The 20,520-nt window shown below is 41.1% G+C and carries 18 protein-coding genes; 4 read left to right on the top strand and 14 right to left on the bottom strand.

Going from position 1 to position 20,520, the window contains the following annotated elements:
* Nucleotides 1–69 precede the first annotated feature (69 nt).
* Nucleotides 70–1,299 (bottom strand): site-specific integrase, encoded by a 1,230-nt coding sequence (locus H1A11_RS07150; protein WP_118939701.1) that lies wholly within the window; start codon nucleotides 1,297–1,299, stop codon nucleotides 70–72.
* A gap of 401 nt (nucleotides 1,300–1,700) precedes the next feature.
* Between H1A11_RS07150 and H1A11_RS07145 the strand changes: the two genes are divergently transcribed.
* A complete protein-coding gene (locus H1A11_RS07145) occupies nucleotides 1,701–2,387 on the top strand; it encodes a hypothetical protein (protein ID WP_117599711.1) in 687 nt (228 codons plus the stop codon).
* Here H1A11_RS07145 and H1A11_RS07140 read toward each other — a convergent pair.
* The 6 genes from H1A11_RS07140 to H1A11_RS07115 all read right to left on the bottom strand — a co-directional run bounded on the left by H1A11_RS07140 (nucleotide 2,358) and on the right by H1A11_RS07115 (nucleotide 11,266).
* A complete protein-coding gene (locus tag H1A11_RS07140; protein ID WP_255461549.1) occupies nucleotides 2,358–4,670 on the bottom strand; it encodes an ABC transporter permease in 2,313 nt (770 codons plus the stop codon). The two genes, H1A11_RS07145 and H1A11_RS07140, sit on opposite strands and share 30 nt — an antisense overlap.
* 180 nt (nucleotides 4,671–4,850) lie before the next feature.
* Nucleotides 4,851–5,525, bottom strand: a complete 675-nt coding sequence (locus tag H1A11_RS07135; protein ID WP_117974604.1) for an ABC transporter ATP-binding protein — start codon at nucleotides 5,523–5,525, stop codon at nucleotides 4,851–4,853.
* A gap of 37 nt (nucleotides 5,526–5,562) precedes the next feature.
* Complete coding sequence (locus tag H1A11_RS07130; RefSeq protein WP_117964574.1) at nucleotides 5,563–7,962, bottom strand: ABC transporter permease; 2,400 nt, start codon at nucleotides 7,960–7,962, stop codon at nucleotides 5,563–5,565.
* Nucleotides 7,963–7,981: 19 nt separating this feature from the next.
* Nucleotides 7,982–8,347: an ABC transporter permease gene (locus H1A11_RS07125; protein ID WP_117599707.1), complete on the bottom strand. Its 366-nt coding sequence runs from the start codon at nucleotides 8,345–8,347 to the stop codon at nucleotides 7,982–7,984.
* An 11-nt stretch (nucleotides 8,348–8,358) separates the two neighbouring features.
* Nucleotides 8,359–9,609: an efflux RND transporter periplasmic adaptor subunit gene (locus tag H1A11_RS07120; RefSeq protein WP_117964575.1), complete on the bottom strand. Its 1,251-nt coding sequence runs from the start codon at nucleotides 9,607–9,609 to the stop codon at nucleotides 8,359–8,361.
* A 169-nt stretch (nucleotides 9,610–9,778) separates the two neighbouring features.
* Nucleotides 9,779–11,266, bottom strand: coding sequence for a TolC family protein (locus tag H1A11_RS07115; protein WP_009038402.1), 1,488 nt, complete (start codon nucleotides 11,264–11,266; stop codon nucleotides 9,779–9,781).
* 218 nt (nucleotides 11,267–11,484) lie between these two features.
* Between H1A11_RS07115 and H1A11_RS07110 the strand changes: the two genes are divergently transcribed.
* Both H1A11_RS07110 and H1A11_RS07105 read left to right on the top strand, forming a co-directional pair.
* A complete protein-coding gene (locus tag H1A11_RS07110) occupies nucleotides 11,485–12,858 on the top strand; it encodes a sigma-54 dependent transcriptional regulator (RefSeq protein WP_117964576.1) in 1,374 nt (457 codons plus the stop codon).
* Nucleotides 12,855–13,820, top strand: a complete 966-nt coding sequence (locus H1A11_RS07105) for a PAS domain-containing sensor histidine kinase (RefSeq protein ID WP_117964577.1) — start codon at nucleotides 12,855–12,857, stop codon at nucleotides 13,818–13,820. Before H1A11_RS07110 ends, H1A11_RS07105 begins: the two co-directional genes overlap by 4 nt.
* Before the next feature lie 505 nt (nucleotides 13,821–14,325).
* Here H1A11_RS07105 and H1A11_RS07100 read toward each other — a convergent pair.
* The 3 genes from H1A11_RS07100 to H1A11_RS07090 form a co-directional block, all read right to left on the bottom strand.
* Entirely contained in the window at nucleotides 14,326–14,757 is a 432-nt protein-coding gene (locus tag H1A11_RS07100; RefSeq protein ID WP_117681719.1) for a hypothetical protein, read from the bottom strand.
* Nucleotides 14,754–15,803 carry a penicillin-binding transpeptidase domain-containing protein gene (locus H1A11_RS07095; protein WP_370528737.1) on the bottom strand — a complete coding sequence of 350 codons (1,050 nt, stop codon included), beginning with the start codon at nucleotides 15,801–15,803 and terminating at the stop codon, nucleotides 14,754–14,756. Before H1A11_RS07095 ends, H1A11_RS07100 begins: the two co-directional genes overlap by 4 nt.
* A gap of 232 nt (nucleotides 15,804–16,035) precedes the next feature.
* Complete coding sequence (locus H1A11_RS07090) at nucleotides 16,036–17,451, bottom strand: hypothetical protein (protein ID WP_181757951.1); 1,416 nt, start codon at nucleotides 17,449–17,451, stop codon at nucleotides 16,036–16,038.
* 509 nt (nucleotides 17,452–17,960) lie between these two features.
* Between H1A11_RS07090 and H1A11_RS07085 the strand changes: the two genes are divergently transcribed.
* Complete coding sequence (locus tag H1A11_RS07085; protein WP_055279769.1) at nucleotides 17,961–18,521, top strand: energy transducer TonB; 561 nt, start codon at nucleotides 17,961–17,963, stop codon at nucleotides 18,519–18,521.
* Nucleotides 18,522–18,629: 108 nt separating this feature from the next.
* Here H1A11_RS07085 and H1A11_RS07080 read toward each other — a convergent pair whose 3' ends face one another.
* The 4 genes from H1A11_RS07080 to H1A11_RS07065 form a co-directional block, all read right to left on the bottom strand.
* Nucleotides 18,630–19,217, bottom strand: a complete 588-nt coding sequence (locus H1A11_RS07080) for a tyrosine-type recombinase/integrase (RefSeq protein WP_055279768.1) — start codon at nucleotides 19,215–19,217, stop codon at nucleotides 18,630–18,632.
* A 149-nt stretch (nucleotides 19,218–19,366) separates the two neighbouring features.
* Entirely contained in the window at nucleotides 19,367–19,813 is a 447-nt protein-coding gene (locus tag H1A11_RS07075) for a JAB domain-containing protein (RefSeq protein WP_055279767.1), read from the bottom strand.
* A gap of 11 nt (nucleotides 19,814–19,824) precedes the next feature.
* A complete protein-coding gene (locus tag H1A11_RS07070; RefSeq protein ID WP_082436512.1) occupies nucleotides 19,825–20,100 on the bottom strand; it encodes a hypothetical protein in 276 nt (91 codons plus the stop codon).
* Nucleotides 20,101–20,178: 78 nt separating this feature from the next.
* Nucleotides 20,179–20,451, bottom strand: a complete 273-nt coding sequence (locus H1A11_RS07065; protein WP_055279766.1) for a hypothetical protein — start codon at nucleotides 20,449–20,451, stop codon at nucleotides 20,179–20,181.
* Nucleotides 20,452–20,520: the final 69 nt, after the last annotated feature.

Genomic DNA, 20,520 nt, shown 5'->3' with positions numbered 1-20,520 from the left:
AAAACAAATGTCAGAACAAGTCTTGACTATTACAGCTTATCGGCTTCCGGACGTTTTTTTATTGCCGTGTTACATGGCAAGTTTGTAAACGTGACCGATTTTCTCGCTAATTTTGTCGGTATCCTCGCCTACCTTCGGGTTAATCAGTTCGGCATAAACCTGTGTGGAGAGAATGGACTTATGCCCCAACACTTTCTGAAGGGTTTCCAACGGCATTCCCTTAAGTATGGCCAGAACGGCAAATGTGTGGCGCCCGATATGCGGAGTGACCTCGGCCCGGCAGTTGCATTTCCTGCCTATGATTCCAAGACTGAGCCGCATGGCATTGTATTCGCCTACCGGAAAGACACATTCGGGAGAGTCTTTCTTTTCATCCGCACCCCTGTATTTTTCAATCAGCTCGATGGCAATGGGTAATAATTTTACGACATACGCCACTCCTGTTTTTATACGGTTGCCCATCAGCCATGTACCGCCGTCGGAGTCGGTATGAATATTATCGTAGGTTATGGCTTTCAGGTCGGCGTAGGAAAGACCGGTGAAACACATAAATAAAAACATATCGCGCATGGCACGCTGGCGCTTGTATCTCAGTTCTATACGGATTATCCTTTGCAGTTCCTCTTCGGAAAGGAAAGAGCGCCTCTTGTATTCGGGCATACACTCGAATGATGCGAACGGATGAACCCGTATCCAGCCTTTTTCCTGTGCGATATACATCAGCCATTTCAGGGTATTGACACGCCCGAAGGCAGTGGAGTTCGCCAGAGCACAGGTACCGAGCATCCAGTTGTAGTAATCCTCGATGAAGGATTTATCAAGTTCTTCAATGATAATATCCTCTGTATTCTTTTTGCTTTTCATGAAAAGCAGAAGGTTCTTGTAATCGGCAACCAGACCGCGATAGGTGCTTTCGGCCTTTTCTTTGCCGACTTTCTCTTTATACGATTCCAGCTGTTCCCTGAAAAGACTCATAAGGGTATGGTATTCCTCTGAGAAGCCGACATAGCGGTTATAGACTTTTTTGGCTGTGACAAAACTGTCGTGGTCGCAGATATACTGGTAGTGCCGGGTGATTTGTGCCTTGATATTGTCAAGTTCCTGATTGAGTGTACGGGCTTCTTCGGACTTGCCTCTGGCCCGGTTGGCTTTGACATCCCACAATGCGAGGGATACTTCTTTCTTACAACTGAAACCGGCTTGGGTTCCATTGATGGTGATACGGCCCATTATCGGTGCCTTTCCGCTTTTTACAGACTGTTTCTTCACGTAAAATAATACTTTGAATGTACTTTTCATAACTCAACTTTTTTTAGTTACAAATTTAATTACTATTGAGTTATTAAAGATTATGCAAAGTTGTGCAAGTCACTGTAATATAATATATTAATAGTGTGTTTGAAGCATTTTGGGCTGAGTTACGATTTGGTAACTTAACTCTCACCCAAATATGCTTTTTCTTGCTTCCTTTTCTACCCTTGCTAAGAAAATATGTTTTATAACCATTTGATTTTTAGCAAGGTTACATTATCTTTGCGCATCTGTTTGAAATATTTAGTTTTCTTTAATGAAACAGACTGTTCGGTTAAGGGAAACACTTTGTTCTGTTTGGCAAAACACCTTTTATTTGCTTATTTGCTTTTAAATCAGAATAATTTTAGTATGTTTGCCACATTATTTATGAGAAACATGACTTTTGTATGAAAAAGCAAGACTTCCTCTTTATTTTTGTTCTGGTGATAATATTCCTGCCATTCTTTGTGAGTGAACCCGTTTACGATTGGTATAAGTCTTTCAACGCTGCACATGGAATGGTAATGAGTTTCATTAAATTCGGAATTCTTGCTACACTGGGTGAGATGCTGGGGCTTCGTATCAGTGCCGGAGTCTATAACCGAAAAGGATTTGGTGTACTGCCGCGTGCCGTAGTGTGGGGACTGTTGGGAATGGGAATCAACGCGGCCATGATTATCTTCTCCAAAGGTGTACCGCAATTTATGGAATATATGGGAATGGCAAATGCCGCTGCTATCATAAACGGGGAGTTTTGCTTTGATAAATTATGGATAGCTTTTGCTATTTCAGTTGCCATGAACACTATATTTGCTCCGGTATTCATGACATTCCATAAGATTACGGATACACATATTCTGGATTGGGGCGGCTCTCTTCGCAGCCTCCTCACCCCTATCCCGATGACCCGCATCATTACGCATCTGAATTGGGATGCACAATGGAATTTTGTCTTCAAGAAAACAATTCCCTTTTTCTGGTATCCGGCACACACCATTACATTCCTCCTGCCAGGAGAAATGCGGGTGCTGTTTGCTGCGATATTGGGTGTGGTGCTTGGGGTATTACTGGCTATTGCGGCGCGGATGAAATGAGGTGACAGCTACCCGATATCCATTCAGGCATATCGTAAAGCAGGTGATGCCTATAGTAAAAAGCAAGGGTAGCAGAAAGTGAAAGGCGTTTGGAGTGGCATGGTATGCAAATTGCTGTAGCCAATATGTCATAAAGAGATAAATGACAGGGACGGCTACGACGAATGCGATGCCTACATAGCTAAGGAACGGATAATTGATAAGCCATAGAATCTGACGGGCGGATGCACCGTGAATTTTACGGATGCTTATTTCACGTTTACGCTGTGAGACGGCATAATGTGTGATGCCAAATAATCCGAAAAGAGTAAGGAATATACTGACACAGGCGTACATGAATAAGATATGCGAGAAGTGTGTTATGTCCTGATTGTAGGACATAAATTTCTGATACATATCATCATATTTCAAAGGAATGCCTGGATTTTTCTTTTCGTATGATTCTCTTAGGCAATTAATGACTTTATCTTTATATCCGGCTTTTACCTTTATAACTAGAGTTGAGAAATTATCTTGTGGAGTATCATAAAGGAGTATTCGTAAGGGAGCCACTTGGTCTGTCATGGAGTACTTTTTGAAATCCTTTACTATACCGATAATTGTACCTTTTGTAAGTTCTTCTCTTTCGTGTACATACTTGGAAATGGGCTGTCCGATAGGATTTTCTCCTTCGGGCACCAATAAATCCACGAATGTTTCATTGATTAGTGCAGGTTGTGGAGTACGGGACATTAGATGGAATATTTGCAGGGAGTCTTGCAGTTCAATATGATGCATTGTTAGGAATTCCGGACAATCCTCGTATAATTCCAACATGAGCAGATTGTCACCGGAATCATCCTTGCCCGGGATTCCTAAACTCATCGGATATATTCCGGTATTGGAGGTTATTACCGCTTCTACCCCTTCTATATTCTTCACCTCATCTATCCGGGTCTTTAGCGTCGGTTGTGCATTGGCATCTGTATATACATTAATAATATTCTCATAGTGCTTTTCTTCCTGCTTAATCAGATACATCTGTGAACGGATAATCATGAATGTACTCATCAAGCCAATGGAGATGATGAATTGTATGGTTACCAATAAGGCCACAATGAAACGTTTTTTGCGTCCGGTAAAGAAATGACGGTAATTAGTTTCGGATATGGAATGCAACCTATGACCCATATAACTTGCCGGTATGACAGACAATATTATGATAAACAACAAGATAAGAGGGAACACTTGCCATGAGAACAAATATTCCATTGTCAGTTTGGCAGAAACCATATGATTAAATGCAGGCAATAAGTCATTCATCAACAATAAAGATAAAAGGAAAGCGACAAGAACCATCAGAAAAGTATCCAAGAACAGTTGTTGGCGCATTTGTGATCTTGTGGCTCCCATTATGGATTCAATGTGAAGCATGTGCACTTGACGCAACAAACGGGAGAAACTCAGATTTATAAAGTTGAAACAACCGATGAATAGAATCAGTAATGCGGACAACAGCCCTACACCCAATAAGGTGCTCTGCTGATGTTTGATAACTTGATTACTGTCTTTTACCGTAGCGTCGAAATAAGATTCTTGCAATGTTTGGGTACGAAGATGTCCGTTTCCCAACAAAGTGGGCAGTTCTGTTTCTCCGAAACGTTGGCGGAATTTCTTTATATCCGTACCTTCTTTCAGCAATAGCATACAATCAGAGCTTTCGGTAGCTTCCAATGGTAGGAGTATGTCTGTCTGCATCATGCTTTGCTCCGGTTGGCTGAATACGGCAACGATGCGTCTGATACCTATTTCGCTCAATAGTATATCTACATTTTTTCCTATACAATCTGTTGTACCGAAACATTTCTTGGCAAACAGTTCACTTACAGCTATGTCTCCTGGTTTCAGTAATGCGTCTTGAACATCCCCTACTATATTATGGAAAGGGAAAAAAGCCGTTAATGTTGAATCTGCTGCTACCAAGCTCCAGCTTTGAAATTCTTGTCCTTTAATCTTTACCCTTACATTCTTGAATGTTTGCGTACGTAAGTAAGACTCTATTTCCGGAAACTGAGATACTATTTGAGGAACAGTTCCACCGTATATGAATGTACCTTCCACTGCCTGTTGGGCAAAAGGTAGAGTCTGGACTAAACGCAGAATACGATTTTTGTTGGGATTATTGTTCTCAACGTTATATTCGTGTATTACAAATGCCATCAACAAAGTGGTGCAGGCAATACCGACGACCAGACTGACAAGGGAAATGGCAACAAACAGTTTATTGCGTTTCCAGCTTCTCATGACTAATTTTAAGGAAAGGTAAGAATTCATATCATGTATATAAAAGGTTCGGGAAATCTATAGGTTGACGATGTACGACTGAAATTTGTATTGCCAAACGCCCGCTTGCTGACAGGCACTTAGTAAATTCAAAAGTGGCATCAATCGTACATTGTCAACTCATAAATGAAACAGGGGTTATCACAAATTGGCTTCTGTCACCACTTGTCCGTCAAACAGATTGATGATGCGTCCGGCAAAACCGGCATCATGCTGTGAGTGTGTCACCATAACAATTGTGGTACCTTCTTTATTCAGCTCACTCAGCAGTTCCATCACTTCTTTTCCATTCTTTGAATCGAGGTTACCGGTAGGCTCATCGGCAAGTATCAGCTTAGGATTTGATACAACTGCACGTGCGATAGCGACACGCTGTTGTTGTCCGCCGGACAACTGTTGCGGAAAATGCTTACTGCGGTGCATGATTGCCATACGTTCCATGGCGGTTTCTACCCGGCGCTTGCGTTCGGCGGCAGGAATGCCCATGTAGAGTAGCGGCAGTTCGATGTTCTCGTATACATTCAGCTCATCAATCAGGTTGAAGCTTTGGAATACAAAGCCGATGACTCCTTTGCGCAAGTTGGTACGTTGGGCTTCTGTATATTTGGATACTTCCGTCCCATTCAAATAATATTCTCCGGATGTAGGATTGTCCAACAGACCGAGGATATTTAGTAAGGTGGATTTTCCGCAGCCCGAAGGTCCCATGATAGCGACAAACTCCCCTTCTTTCACTTCCATGTTTACGTCGTTCAAAGCCAGAGTCTGTACTTCCTCGGTCTTGAAAATCTTTTGTAGATTTACTGTCTTAATCATAATGCTTGGTTTTTATGGTTTATAAATATTTCATTTCTTATTCGTTTTTAATGACTTCTGCCGGATTTGTCCTTGCTATTTTCAGAATGCGGAAAATAATAGTCAGAGTAGTAATGACAGCTACGATTATGAAGATTGAAATCCAAAATAGCGGGCCGTCATTAAAGAATACGATATACATGTTTTTCCATAACTGCAGTATGGCATAACATAAAGGAAATGCTAGCGCTGCTGAGAGTACAAGCTGATAAATATACGTACGGGCAAACAATATGATAATCTGTTTCAATCCCGCACCATTTACTTTACGGATTGCCACTTCCTTTTGTCTGCGTTCCGTATCCAGTGTGATTGCCGAATAAACACCTAATAAAGTGATTATAAGGCTGACAAATGAGAAGAATAAGATTATCCCTTTCATGTTGTTCTCGATGGCTTGTGCTTGGTGAATGTCTTCCAGTAAGGTCGAAATGTGTAATTGTATACTCGGTGGAAGATTCTCTTCCAGCATTTTCTTAACGTAAGTCTTTACTTCTTCTGCTTTTCCGGGTACACACTTCAAATAGCAATGACCTACATAATATTTGAAATCACAAGGCAGAAAGACGAAGCCCTGGCTCTGATTGTAAGTGTCGGCTACAAAATCGGAGCAAATGCCGCATACCGTGTAGCTGTCTTGATAATTGTACAAGGTGGTTCCCAGTAAATCCTTCTTCATACGTTTTGCCAATTTACGGTCTGCTACCATGTCACTATTTGTCTTCAGGGCATGCCCGGAGAGAATAGGGATATTCATAAATTCGAAAAAGTTATTAGGAACATTCATTATATTGACTTCAAGGCTACTTTCCCGGTTATCTTTTTCTGTCTGCATGCTTGTTCCCGAAATACCTTTCAGATAATTAATTTCTGTCAGTATTTTATCTTTTATATCCGGATGTTGACTGATGCGCTCTATGAGAGCAAGCTTTTCGTCATTTTTTAGAAAACGGTAATCCATAGGAATACTGATGATTTCGGACTTTTCTTTTTCTGTCAGTGTGTTGAACAGTGTGGAACCGGTCTTGTCAGCCTGCAAATATAAAGCGACTGTAAAGACTATGAATAACCAACAGATGAAAAACTGGATACCCAAAAGACAATTTCGTATCTTCTGTTTGTGGCGTTTGGATTTGTTTTTGTAAATACTTGACTGGATGGAGGCATGCTTCATCCTCCATACGGTAAACAAGCAGAGTAATAAGCATAGTAAAATAATGCCTGCCATATATTCTGTTGTCTGTATCAATAATAGGTCCCGTTCAATGACTAATGTGAAATCAAATAAAGAGAATGAAAGGTAGGGGTTAAATATTTCTATCAGACAGAAAGTCAATAAGAAGGTTATGAACGAAATGATAATGGCTTGGGTAAAAAGTAACCAAAATAGTTGGTTGCCATTACTTCCATTCACTTTACGAATGCCGAACTCGTGCGAACGGTTCAGATAACTCCCCGTCAAAAAATGAAAAAAGTTGAGTAGACCAGTCAGTAGAATCAAAAGGCCGACAATGAATGTGATTCCGGCAAAGTAAGGGGCAACGGATTTCTCCCGAAAAAGTTTTCCGAAATTCGAGGCTGATACGGTATTTTTCTCATTGAATATTGTGTGCTTCAAGTCCATTGCACGGAAACTTGCTTCAAGTTGCGCGGATGTTTTGCCCGGACGAAGAAGAGCAAAAGTAAGTCCACCGGTCATACTGTCTCGTCCGTCGAATTGTATAAGTCCTTCGCTGTCGTTCAAGATTAACATATCAATCTTTTGGAGAAAGCTAAGGCTGGTATTCAATGGAATATCTTCTATTATCGCTTGTATGGTATAGATGGTACCTCCTGTTCGTGGTGTGGTATCAGGTGAAGAGAAAAGCCGTTGTGCTAAGGTCATTCGCTTTCCTATCGGATTCTCTCCGAGACCAAATATTTTGTGTGCCAGAGAGCGGGTCAGTATCACGGCATTGGGAGTTTGCGATGCTACAGTCCATGAACCTTGTAATACTTCCGGGGTGAACACGCTATGGTAGGTTGTATCTACTTCCATAGCATATAAATCTTCGTAAGGCAGTTCTTCCTTGTCGATAGTTTCCACATTGTAGCTACGTGGGTGGGGATAGGCAACAAAAGTAAATGCTTCTACTTCTTGGAATTGCAATTGGCGCAGACTCTCAAACAACGTAGCGGGAGTTCCGAAATAAGGTTCTTCTGCTGGAGTGTATAGGTTTATGTCTGCAATGCGTTCCCAGTGGGTAAAGCACTTGTTGGTAGAATTTATATAGCGGCTGCAATATAGGCAGATACTAAAACAAAGTATGCCTACCGACAGTCCGATGATAGAGATGATATTCTGTGCCTTGTACTTTAATAGGTTTCTGAATGCTGTTTTAATATAATGTCTTATCATAATAGTATTTATTATTGTATTATTCGCTTTTGATTACTTCCGCCGGATTCTGCCGTGCTGCCTGAACGACTTGCTGCAATATCGTGAAGAGCACCATGATTATAACAATTCCCAACCAAACAATGAATAAATCCATGCCAATAGATATGTGGTAGGCATATTGTTCCAGCCAATGATGCATCACCGCGTATGTGCAAGGAAAGGCCACAATCGCTGCGATGTAGGCCATCCATAAATATTCGCGGAAGAACATGCCGATTATTTTATTGACATTAGCTCCCATAATCTTGCGTACTGCTATCTCCTTCCTTCTTTGCCGGATGGTGGAAGAAGATATGGAGAAGATGCCGAACAAAGAAATGACGGCTAAGATTATTTGTCTCATAGTGCGTCGTTTTATTTCATTATCAATTCTTCCGCCTCGCCAAAGGTATCATATCCCGTTGTAATTACCCAATCTCCGGGCTGCAAACCTTCCGTAATCTCGTATTGTTGCGGATTTTGGCGACCGATGCCAAGCGGCACGCGCACGGCTTTTGTCTTTGCGGCGTTCAGTTTGTAAATCCATTGTCCTCCGGTACTCTGGTAGAAGTTGCCGCGCGGAATGACGAGCGCCTCCTCCGGCTGGCCGAGTTCTATCTGTACCCGGAAGCTTTTGCCTACACGTACGTTGTCGGGCATGTCACCGGTGAAGACGAGGTCTACGTCGAACGTGCGGTCTTTGACTTCGGGAACCACTTTCGTGATGCGCAACGGGTATTTTCTTCCCTGATAATTGATGGTGGCAGGCAATCCGGTGATAATGCGGTCGATGTAGTATTCGCTCAGGGAAGTATGCACTTTATATTGGTCCAGCACCTTGATTTCCGCAATGCTTTCACCGGAAGCGACCTGCTGTCCCGGAGTCACCTTGACAAAACTGAGCTGGCCGGCGACGGGAGCTTTCACCACCAGGTTGCCGAGCCGTTCGCAGGCGCGTTCATACTTCTTCCGTTCCCGTTCACGGTCGTTCCTGATGAGGTCTTTGCGGATGACGGTGACGGCAGAGTCATGACGGAGGCTTTCCCTTTGAAGATGGGCATTTTTCACTTTATAGTTGTATTCGTCCTCGGAAACTTCGAGCTGCGCCTTGCTCTTGATGCCCATGCGGTACTCCTCCTTGTCAAGGGCAAAACTCTTGCGCAGGCGGTTGAGGTCATAATCGGTCTGCAGGGCTTGTTGTTGCAGGTTCAGGCTTTTCTGCTCCATTTCAATCTCTTTTTCGCGGTAGGTGATAAGCTGCTTTTCCCAGTCGTCGCGCTGGTCTTCGATACTGCGCAGCAGGTCGGGGTTTTCCATGACGAGGATGGTGTCTCCTTGCCGGAGCAGGCTCCCCTCCTCTCCTATGATGCGTTCCACGCTTCCGGCTTCACGTGCATTGACCTTGATGGTAAGGATGGGCTGAATCACTCCCTCCACATCTACATATTCCATAAATTTGCCGTTCTTGACTTCGGCTATCTGTATGTTGTCTTGCTCGATGCGCAGTTTGCTGGGACCCAGCGAAAGGGTGACTACATAAATCAGGAAGGTAAGGAAGGCAACGCCTCCCGCCAGATAGTAGCGGTAACGGATGTACCAGGGTTTCTTTTCAAGTTTTATATCCATAATGCAATATTTTATATACTCTTTTTTTACTTTTCAGATACTCCCTTCAGAAGTACTTCTGAATAAGGGTTCCGAGTTTTACTAAAACTTCACCGGAGATTTAGTAAATCGTCACCGGAGTTTTAGTAAATCTCCGGCCAGCTTTTACTAAAACTATTCCACGATTCTATTATTGTATAGATTCTTCATTAGTAACCCTTTCCAAGTCTTCTGCCAGTGGCCTCTCTTTTTCAAAGTCATATAGCGTGATGCTTCTCAGTGTATAGTACAGACTCCAATAGTTGTACAAAGCCGTTATATAGCTTCTCCGGGCCGTATCTTTTTCCGTGATGGATGCATTGAGGTCGAGTACCGAGGACTTTCCGAGCAGATAGAGTTTTCGGGCTACTTCGGCGCGTCGTTGGGCTGTATGGTCCGTGCGGGCGGCTATGTTTACCCGTTGTGCCTGCAGGTTGAATTGCTTCACGAGTTTCCGTACGTTCAAGTCGAAATCCGTCTTGTCTTGCTCTACCTGCGTGTAGACAAGGTCTCGGTTGGAACGGGCCACGCGTACTTGTCCCCTTCCGCGCCCCCAGTCCAGGATTGGGAGGGTAATGCCCAGGCTGACGTACTGCTGGTCCAGTGGATTCCGGTAGGCATCTTTCAGCTTGTCGGCAGTTTGCGTCAAGCCGAAGCGCAGGTAGATGTCTGCTTTCAGTCCGGCATTGGCCTTGGCGCGAGACACGGCACTCTCGCTTTCCACCTTGCGGCGCAGCATGTTCTGTATCTCCGGACTGTTTTCGTTGGCAAGCATCAGTGCGGCATCCAGGTCGATGTGCAGGTCGGGCACGCGGTTGTCTATTCTCACCTTTATAAGGAGGTCTTCTTGGATGCCGAGGTAGGAACGGAGTTCCTGCATGCAGTTTTCCACTTCGATGCGGGCATTCATGCAGTTGGTTTCTTCGGTCAGTTTGTTGAGTTCGAGTTGCAACATTTCGTTTTCGCTGATGGTGCCGATGTTATATCGTCCTTGCGCATATATATATAAGGTGTCTGCATTGGCGTAGTTGGCGTTGGCTATTTCGTAGTTGCTTTGTGCTTTGGCCAGGTTGAAGAACTTCTCTGTGGCATTGGCGGCAACAAGTTCAAGGGTTTCTACGTAGGTTTTCTTGGCTTCGCGATAACGGATAGGTTCGATGCGCCGATCCCACTTCAGGCTGTTGTAGCCAAACAAGGACTGGCTGTATCCGATGTTGACGGGTGAAGTCTGCCAGGAATAGGTGTCACTGCTGAAAAGGTCGAGACGCTGCGCAGCCGTTTCAATGAAAAAGGTTCCTCCGGTCCACGGCACGTTTTGTGTCAGACTCAGTGTCAGGTCAGTGCTCAGCAGGTTCTGCTCTATGAACTTGACGTTGCCATCGCTTTGGGTCACTTTGTTGATGGCACGGTCCAGATAGGGATTGGAAGTAAGCTTGAGCGTCGGCAGGTAGTTGGCACAGTAGTATTTGTAGTTCCAATAAGCGGAACGGAAGCTATGGCGGGCATTTTGGGCGTCGGGCGACTGCTGGCGGGCCTGCTCGATGGTTTCTTCCAAAGTCAGCTCCAGCGTGTGCTCTTGGGCAACGGCACTCGACATCAGACTGAATGTAATAAGCAATAAAAATATATTCCGGTGCATAGTTGTTTTCTTTACTCTATAAAGTTCAAATTCTATGCCATAAGTATAAGTTATTGTATTATAAGTGTTTGTTGTGGTTCGAAGCTTTCCAAACGTGTGCAGTTGCGCACAAAAATAGTGCGATAATGCACGCACAACACATGGATATTATACTTATCTTTGCCCATACAAGAGATGTGGGATTGTGTAGGCCTTGCCTGCACGAAAAGAAAACAGATATGGAGCAGTTTGGTAAAATATTGATTGTAGATGATAACGAGGATGTCCTTTTTGCACTGAACCTTCTTCTCGAACCCTACGCCGAGAAGATAAAAGTGGCAGTGACTCCCGACCGCATCGAGCATTTTATGACCACTTTCCGTCCGGACATTATTCTGCTGGATATGAATTTCAGCCGTGATGCCATCAGTGGTCAGGAAGGTTTCGACAGCTTGAAGCAGATTCTGAGTATCGACCCGCAAGCAGTGGTCATCTTCATGACTGCCTACGCGGATACGGACAAGGCGGTGCGTGCCATCAAAGCGGGGGCTACGGATTTCATTCCCAAGCCGTGGGAGAAGGAGAAGTTGCTGGCCACCCTTTCTTCGGGCATGAAGCTGCGTCGTTCGCGGACCGAGATAAATCTGCTGAAAGAGCAGGTGGAAGTTCTGAGCAATGTCACAGCAGGAGGCTCCGAAGAGATTATTATCGGTGATTCTCCTGTCATGCAGCAAGTCTTCTCTACTGTGGAGAAGTTGCGCGATACGGATGCCAACATACTTATATTGGGTGAGAATGGAACCGGAAAGGATGTGATTGCCCGCCTGCTTTACCGCAATTCTCCCCGCTATGGAAAGCCGTTTGTTACGATAGACCTCGGCAGTATTCCCGAACAGTTGTTCGAAAGCGAGTTGTTCGGCTACGAGAAAGGCGCATTCACCGATGCACGGAAGGCGAAAGCCGGACGTATGGAAGTGGCAACCGGCGGTACGCTTTTTCTGGATGAAATAGGTAACCTTTCCCTGCCCATGCAGGCCAAACTGCTGACTGCCATCGAAAAGCGTTGTATCAGTCGTTTGGGAAGTACGCAGGCTACGCCCATTGATGTGCGGCTCATCTGCGCCACCAATGCAGACATCCGTCGACTGGTGGACGAAGGAGACTTCCGCCAAGACCTGCTGTATCGCATCAACACCATCGAACTCCATATCCCCCCTCTGCGGGAACGCGGAAACGACATCCTCTTGCTGGCAGAGTATTTCCTGCAACGGTATGCCCGCAAATATCAGAAAGAGATGCGCGGGCTGACCCGCGAGGCGAAAAACAAGTTGCTGAAATATGCCTGGCCGGGTAATGTACGTGAGTTGCAGCATACCATGGAACGTGCCGTGATACTGGGAGGCGGCTCTTTGCTTCGTCCGGAAAACTTCATGTTCCAAGCTTCTGTTTCCCGTCAGAAGAAGGAAGAAGAAGTCCTCAACTTGGAGCAATTGGAACGGCAGGCTGTGGAACGTGCCATGCGGCTCAGTGAAGGAAATGTGACCCGTGCCGCCGAATACTTGGGCATTACCCGCTTCGCCTTGTACCGGAAACTTGAAAAACTGGGCTTATGAAACGATATTCATTGATTGTGGCACTGCACATCATCGGCATAGCCTTCCTTTCGGTCGGCGTTTATCTGCTGGTGGATGCCGGACTGTGGTTCAGTACGCTGATGGCTTTTTTGATATTGCTGGCGATTGCCGTTCATCTGTACCGCCTGCAGATGATGCAAGTGCGTATGATGCGCCATCTGGCAGAGAGCCTGCGCTATGACGACATGATGCTGTCGTTCCGTTCTCCCTACAAGAACCGGTCTATGGAGGATATGGTGGATGAGCTTTCAGAAGCGATGAGGAATTTCCGTACCCGCGTGCTGGAACGCAATGAGATGGAAGCGTGGCAAAAGCTGATACGTGTGCTGACGCACGAAATAATGAATTCGATTACTCCTATCATCTCCCTCTCCGAGACCTTGAGCGAACGGGAAGTGTCGGAAAAGAACTACCCCGTCATGCGGCAGGGAATGCAGACTATCCACCGTCGTAGCAAGGGTTTGCTGGAGTTTGTGGAGAATTACCGGAAGCTGACAAGACTTCCCGCCCCCGTTCGTCGTCCGGTTGCTGTCCACGAATTGCTGCAGGATTTGCAGAAGCTGTTTTCGGAAGAGTATATCCGGATAGAGCTTCCGGAGACCGACCGCATACTCCAAATAGACCGGACACAGATAGAACAAGTACTGATTAATCTGATTAAAAACGCCAAAGAAGCATGTAGCAGGAAGGAACATCCCCTGATAGAAGTGAAGATGCTACCCGCCCTCTCGTGGCAATGCCTTATTACTGTCAGCGACAATGGCGAAGGTATCTTACCGGAAGTGCAGGATAAGATTTTTGTACCGTTCTTCACCACCAAGCCTTCCGGCTCAGGCATCGGGCTCAGTTTATGTAAACAAGTGATGAATCGGCATGGCGGCAATATTACGGTGCAGTCTGCTGTGGGAAAAGGGAGTTGCTTTACGTTGCTATTTGGATAAATGGAAAAGAGGGTATATACAAAAATAAGCTACTGAAAAAATCAGTAGCTTATTTAATTTCTGTCGGGGTAGCGGGATTCGAACCCACGACCCCCTGCTCCCAAAGCAGGTGCGCTAACCTTATTAATATCATTATTAAATAACTGGCATTAAATTGATTAGCTTATATCTACTTTTCGCTTAAATGAAGCGGTTTAACTCTTGGTTTAACTTAGAGGCAAAACAAGAAGTGTTTGACAATAATTTAATAATCTCTTTTGCAGAATAAACCTGCATTGCAAAAATAGCAATTATAAAATGAAGTTTCAAATATCTATATAGTTATTCAAAGTAAACATAGTACTTTTTTGAATTGGGGTCTATAAAACTAACTTTCACTAAAAAAGGTACTACTATTGATTGAAACACATTATAGCTGTAATATACTGCTTCATTCATAAAAGTGCGTAAACAAAGGCGACAAAGATAATCAATGCCGCCTAATGTCTGATTTTTATTTACTTTCTTACTTTTTACGTGTGTAATTCATTATTCCGTCCTCACTGAGATATGATAATTTACTTTCTGTAATCTCTAAGATTTCCACAATGTCTGATTCAAAAATGTTATTATTTAAGGTTAACCTTTTTTTGCTACTGTCATAGCTGTATGTCCCTTCACCCCATTTTTCTGTTTTTTCATTAGGGTAATTTGTTCCGGTGTAATAATCTATTCCAGTCCATGTCATATCTGCCTTGAAAGTAAGAACCTCAGTCGTTGAACTAACAACATTTCCATTTACATCAGTAAAAGAGTCAAGTTCATTTTCCCAACTACCAACTAATAAAGCTAACGTTTTATCGTCTTGCTGTTCTTCATCATCATCGCTACACGCTGTAAAGTTTACAGTCAACATGACCATTAACAAGGTCATTCCAATTAATCTAAATGTTCTCATTTTGAATTAAAATATTTATTGTAAGTAGAAATATATTCTGTAATTTGCCTAAACACATCACCTGCCATCAATCCACCACTTGCAGGTAGTCTCTCTTTATGGATGGAAACAATGATAGAATATTGGGGAACATTTGTAGGGAAGTAACCACAGAACTCTACAATATAGCTTCCATCTTCAAGCTGTACTGTTCCTGTTTCACCTGCAATTTGTACCTTATCAGACTTGGCAGGTTGTCCTAAGCCATCAGTTACCGCATATTCCAATGCCTGTTTCAGACTGTCAATGTTGGTTTGACTTGCTATCTGTGGATTGATTACTGTTGTACTGTCTTTGTAAAGTTGAGGTTGTACCATCTTTCCACTATTAGCAATAGCATTATAAAAGGTTAGCATTTGTATAGGGGTAATAGTTTGATTATATCCAATGCAGAACCATGCAAAGGCTGTATCACTCCAACCACTATCTTTAGGAGTAACAAAGTATGCAGGTTTCAGATTAGCTATTCCTGCGATACTGTCTGGTTTACCATAATTCACCTTATTCAACAGATTGAAGTATGCTTGTGCATCATCTCCAAATGCTTTCTCCATTGTTTTATAAACAGCAATGTTTGAACTTGAAGCTAAACTTTGCTTGATAGAGATTTTACCATATCCACCTCTATGCCAATTATGGTCTTTTAATTCTCTATCCTGTATAGAATAGCTTCCAATGCCCACATCTACCATATCAGATAGTTTCACCTTTCCTGTTTCCAATGCTGCCAATATGGATATAGGGTGCATCAGTGCTGATTCGTGTGCTTGGGAAAAGTTCTCACAAGGTTGGTAGTCTGTACTGTCTTTCCTTTCAAGTCCAACCATAGTCTTTATATACCCTGTCTGAACTTCCATAATGATAATTTGCCCGGATAAAGCATTAAGTTCAGATAGCTTATTCTCTAAGATAGAAGTAGCTTTGACTTGTAAAGTGCTGTCTATATAGCTACTTAGTTGTTTATTTTTGTATTCTTTATATTTACATGAATATAAAAATGTACACATTATTGTCAATAGTGTAAATGTTATTTTAGTCTTTCCCATATTTGTAAGTTCTATCAAACAAATTACTCTTTATTCTTGTCTTTTAATGCCATGAGTAGTGGTATTATTATAGCACATAGCAAAGCGAATATTATATCAGTAAAAGAAAATGGTTCTTCACGCGATAATCTATCTCCAGCATAAGAAGCTAAAGGACATATTATAAATATTGTATTAAGTAAAATTCGTTTCATTAGATAAAAAATAAGAAGTAATCAATTTCTCCTTCACGTAATAAACTGATGTATTTATCACGTTTAGCTAAAGTTTTATAACTTCTATCAATATAATCGGGGATAATAATCTTCTTTATATTAATAGGAGTAAATGTGCTATTCAATAAGCTTGCCGTATTCCATTTGTTTTTAAACCTATAATATAATTCTTCATTCCATGGCAATGCAGGGTTTCTGCTGAGTGCATCCCAATCTAAACGTTCTTTATATCTATCAATAAGTTTTTCATTCCATTTGATTTTCTTATTTAAGCTTAGAACTTCGAATATGATAAGATTTTCATTTTGATATATATAATCATCGCTCAAAGGAGCATTACGACAAAATGATTCGTAAAATTTCCCAGCATTATAATAACTGTATTTATCAATCCAATAATCTTTATAAATGGTAAACATGGCTTCATTCCATTGTAGAGATTCATTTTTTGCTAAACTTTCAAAGTTCCATTTGTGAACAAATTCCTTAAATAAAGCATAGGAAATGGGAATATTGGGATTGCTACTCAAAAGTTCCCATCCCATGTCACACCTATCTATATATGAGGAGTACTTATGTAAGAAATTTATAGACCAAGGTATGGTTTGATGCAAAGAACTACCGTAATAATCTCCACTACAAAATCCCCATTGCCAATGTATCCTATCTTTGAAAAAATCAATTAACTGATTGGTGGCATTGTGCGCAATATTTATGCTTAAATAATGCCAATCCCAGTTGTCAATGAATGAATTGATTAATTCAACAGATAAAGGTAACGACTCATTTGAAGATAAAGCTTCCCAATTCCATTTATCTTTAAATGTTGTAATCATATCAATAGATAATTGTAGCGATTTGTTTTTTGACAAGACTTTCCAATCCCAGTAGTTATAAAAAGATATAATTGTTCCAGAAGATAGGGATAACGATTTGTTTGATGATAAAGCTTCCCAATCCCATTTATCACTAAAACTACGGATAAATTGGATAGACCATGGCAACGATTCACTTAACGATAGAGCTTTCCAATCCCATTTATCTTTGAATTTTTTTATAAATTCGATAGACCATGGTAGAGAGGGATTCCGCGATAAATTATTCCAATTCAATTTAAATTGAAATTTTTCTATGAAGTCTTCACACCAATCAATTCGTGTATTACTACTTAATTCATCCCAACATACTGTTTGTGAATGGTATGTAACCAACTTTACAGTTAAACCACCACTCTTGAATAGATTCTTTTTAAATCCCTCTGTATCTACTCTTATTTGTTCATAAAGAAAATCAAAATCAACACTTTCCTTTTCAAGAAAGACATAGCTACAAAATGGGCATTTATCTACTTCTTTGGAAGAATACCATTCACTTCCACATTGAGGACATTTCATAGTGATAATTTATATGCTCACTTGTTCCCTGCGGTAAGCCATAAATAAAAAAGATGTGGGAACACTATTTGCTTTATCTCGCTAACTGGCTTCTCGCATTGCCTTTGGTACGGATAAAACAATAGCAACCCACACCAATTTTGACAATATCTAAAAGCCTTATAAATATAAGGTAGGTATATATCAAATGGTGGGGTGCTACTGCTATCATCTTCGTACCGTTTCAAATTTTGCGAGAATTTGTTAGCGGAAGATAATTTCAATAACACCTTTCGTTAAATATGTCCTTCCAACTCCCTAACGCATTAGTTCTTTGGAATTGTTGCAAAGGTAACAAAAGGTTTTAAATCAATCATCATGGAGTGAGGATTAATAGTGAATATCCTGCCCTCAAACATGAAATAATTTAAATTTAGAGTATTCAAAGATTTATAAACATAAGTTTCTTATCTTTGTCTTTAGGATAAGTCTTTTATGTGGAGTAATGTTCAATATAATTTCAATTCATCATGGCATATAGGACGTTATATTTTATATTATTAAGTTGCCTTGTTCTTTGCTGTACTAATAAATCTTCGAAAAATGAAGTTGCAAATTTAGATAGTGTTCAAACTGCAAGGCTGGTTGTAAAATCTATTGATGTACCGAATGAAGAAACTACTCATGCGTATTATGATACGGCAAGAGTTCCTATTAAATATTTGCCAGAAGAAAATAAAGAAACAGATATTTATCTGGTGGTAGAAGTTATGCCAGAATTTCCTAATGGACTTAAAGCCTTATTTGATTTTATCTATGATAATTTGAAATATCCAAGTGATGCCATAGAAAAAGGAATACAAGGAAGAGTAACAGTCGGAGTTGTTATAGATGAAAACGGTTCAGTAACACAACCTAAAATACTAAAAAGCATATCATCCTCTTTAGATAAAGAAGCACTACGCATTGTATCAATTATGCCTAAATGGAAACCTGGCACACAAGATGGAGTACCCGTAAAAGTCAAATGCACATTTCCTGTAATATTTAAATTGCCTAATAATGATGATTTAAAAACTGATAGTCTATAAAATCAACAGAAGAATGAACAACAAAATGATTATGTTTTTTTAGGTAGGACAAATTCAGATTGGGGTATATAAAAGCTAACCTTACTCTTGATTTGTCCTACCTGTCCTTTAGAAGCTCAAACAGTCATAAGTCTGTAAGATTTCTTCCTGCCTTAACCCCAAGTATCTTTTAGTAATGGCAACAGAACTATGGTTGAACAGTTCCATCAGCTTTACTAAAGCAAGTTCAGCATTATCGCTGTTCATGTTATAGACCTGTCTGCCAAATGTCTTTCTAAGAGAATGGCAGCTAAAGTTCTTAATCTTTAGCCTGTACTTCTTCTTCACCTCTTTAAGAATGATATTGATTCGTTGAACTGTGAAGATAGTGCCTTTCTGACTTATAAGAATTGGCGCATTTATTCCAACTGGATTTATATGCTTGTAGCACTCTTTAATATGATGTTGTAATTGTGGGTTTAGTCTGATAGTTCTTACCTTACCTGTCTTTTGCTCAATTACTGTAAACTCGTCAGTACCTAATATCTGCTTCCACCTTAGAGATAGAATATCAGATATTCTTAATCCTGTGAAGCATCCCAAAGCAATAAGAAGTGAGATTTTATAATTCTCGTCTTTGGCTAACTTCCTTATGAGGTTCATTGCATCAGACCAAACAAGATAGTCTGCGGTTGTGCTTGAATATTTGAGTGACATAATGTTCTGTTTTATAAGTTAATGAATAGAAGTGAATATTAATTCTGAGTTGGATTACTAACTCGCTGATTACTAAAGGAACATTCACTAATAGCAGAAGTGAATATGATAAGGACACCCAACTTAAAAATTGAGTGCCCTCTACCTTATTATAATTCTCCCTCGTCTGCGAAACTGTAATATCCTTCATCTGTTAATATGAGGTGGTCTAAAACTGTAATCCTCATAAGTTGGGCTGCATTCTTGACCTGCTTAGTAATCTCCATATCCTGCCTGCTTGGTTTCAGATTACCGCTTGGATGATTATGTGCAAGGATAATGGCTACTGAATTGGTGAGCAATGCAGCTTGTAGAATTACTCTTACATCAACGGTTGTGTCTGTTATTCCACCCTCTGATATGAGCGTGTAACCTAAAATTTGGCTGGCTTGGTTTAAGAACAAGACTTTGAAGTATTCTTTGTAACAGATAGTTCCCTCTCTATATGTTGAAAGTAAGACTTCATAAGCATCCTCCGAACTATATATTTTATTCCGGCTTTTTGATGTGGATTTGTAAGTGAGTTCCACTTCTCCAACAGTATAATCCATATCCATAATTTCAAGTATTAAAATGGTCTATCGCCATATTCATAAACAAGAATTGAATTGCATACTCTATCGTAGAATGAGAATCCGCAACAAGTATGGAAGTAGCTTTCATAAACTGCTGCATATTCACCATGCAGCCTGTTGTTCCTATCCAAAAATGAATCAAACTTATGCAGCCAATATTTAAGTGCTTGCAAGCGTTTGATATATTGCAGATTGTTTTCACAGTAGCATAGTCTTTCTTGTAAAGAGGTGATATGATTGATAGCATTTTCAATTTTAGATTTATCCATAATGTCATAGAATTTGTAAAGTGTATAAATAGAAAAGGACACCTAACAAAATAGCTGTCCTTTTGAATATTACTGTTCTTAGATAAAAGGCAGATATATATCATCCAATGCACCACTGTCAATAATATTTTTGCATAATTCATGTGATGCTTGATTTCTGAGGTCTGTGCCATAATTATCATCGCCTACCATTTTAATGATTGCAACAATGGTTCTCATCAACTCTTGTTGTAGGGTGCGGTGATAGTGACTTACACCTTCAGCAAATCTTTTTGGATTCCAACTCATATCATTAAGCGCACGTTCTAATTCTTGTGCAGCTTTGTATTCACGAGAATTTTGTAATTCCATAGTTTATGTAGTTTTAAATAGTTCATAAAATAAAGAAAGGACAACTAACTGAATAGCTGCCCTTTCCTC

It is taken from the genome of Bacteroides sp. CACC 737 (assembly GCF_013874375.1).
GTDB lineage: Bacteria > Bacteroidota > Bacteroidia > Bacteroidales > Bacteroidaceae > Bacteroides > Bacteroides uniformis.
Note: the sequence above shows the minus strand (reverse complement) of the source record. Positions and strands in the feature narration are given on the sequence as shown.